This is a genomic window from Streptomyces sp. AC627_RSS907 (assembly GCF_019049165.1).
The window spans coordinates 1-578 of record NZ_JAGMUE010000959.1; the positions used below are offsets into that span (position 1 = coordinate 1).

Sequence of the window (578 nt, forward strand, 5' to 3'; positions counted from 1 at the left end):
CCGTATGCCCCGGGCACCGCCCTCCCGGCGCGACGCCCCGCCCCGAGCGCGGACGCGCCGACCCGGCCGCCCGCGCCGACCGAGGCCACCGTTCCTTCCGTCGCTCCGGCCACCGCCACCCCGGCCACCCCGGCGGCCCCGACCCCGGCGCTCCTGACGGTGCGGGACCTCGGCGCGGTGGTGGGCCCGCGGCGCGCGCGGCGCACCGTGCTGCGCGGCGTCGGCCTCGCGCTACCGGCCGGTGGGTCCATCGGCATCGTTGGCGTCTCGGGGTCGGGCAAGACGACGCTGGCCCGCGCCGTGGTCGGGCTGCACAAGCCGACGGCGGGCGCCGTCGCGTTGCGCGGCACGCCGCTGGCGGCCTCGGTGCACGGGCGCTCCCGCGACCAGCGGCGCCGGATGCAACTCGTCCCGCAGGACCCGCTGGGCGCCCTCAACCCGAGCGTCACGGCCGGCGCCGCCATCGCGCGCCCCCTGCGACTGCACCACCGCACGGCCGGCGCCGACGCCCGCGCGCGGGTGGCCGAGTTGCTCGAACAGGTCGCGCTGCCCGCTGACTTCGCCGACCGCTACCCGCA

1 protein-coding gene is annotated in these 578 nt (G+C 80.4%); it reads left to right on the forward strand.

Features of this window, described 5'->3' with window-relative positions:
• On the forward strand, positions 1–578 hold a 578-nt coding region (locus tag KUM32_RS39655; protein ID WP_217146585.1), incomplete at both ends, for an ATP-binding cassette domain-containing protein.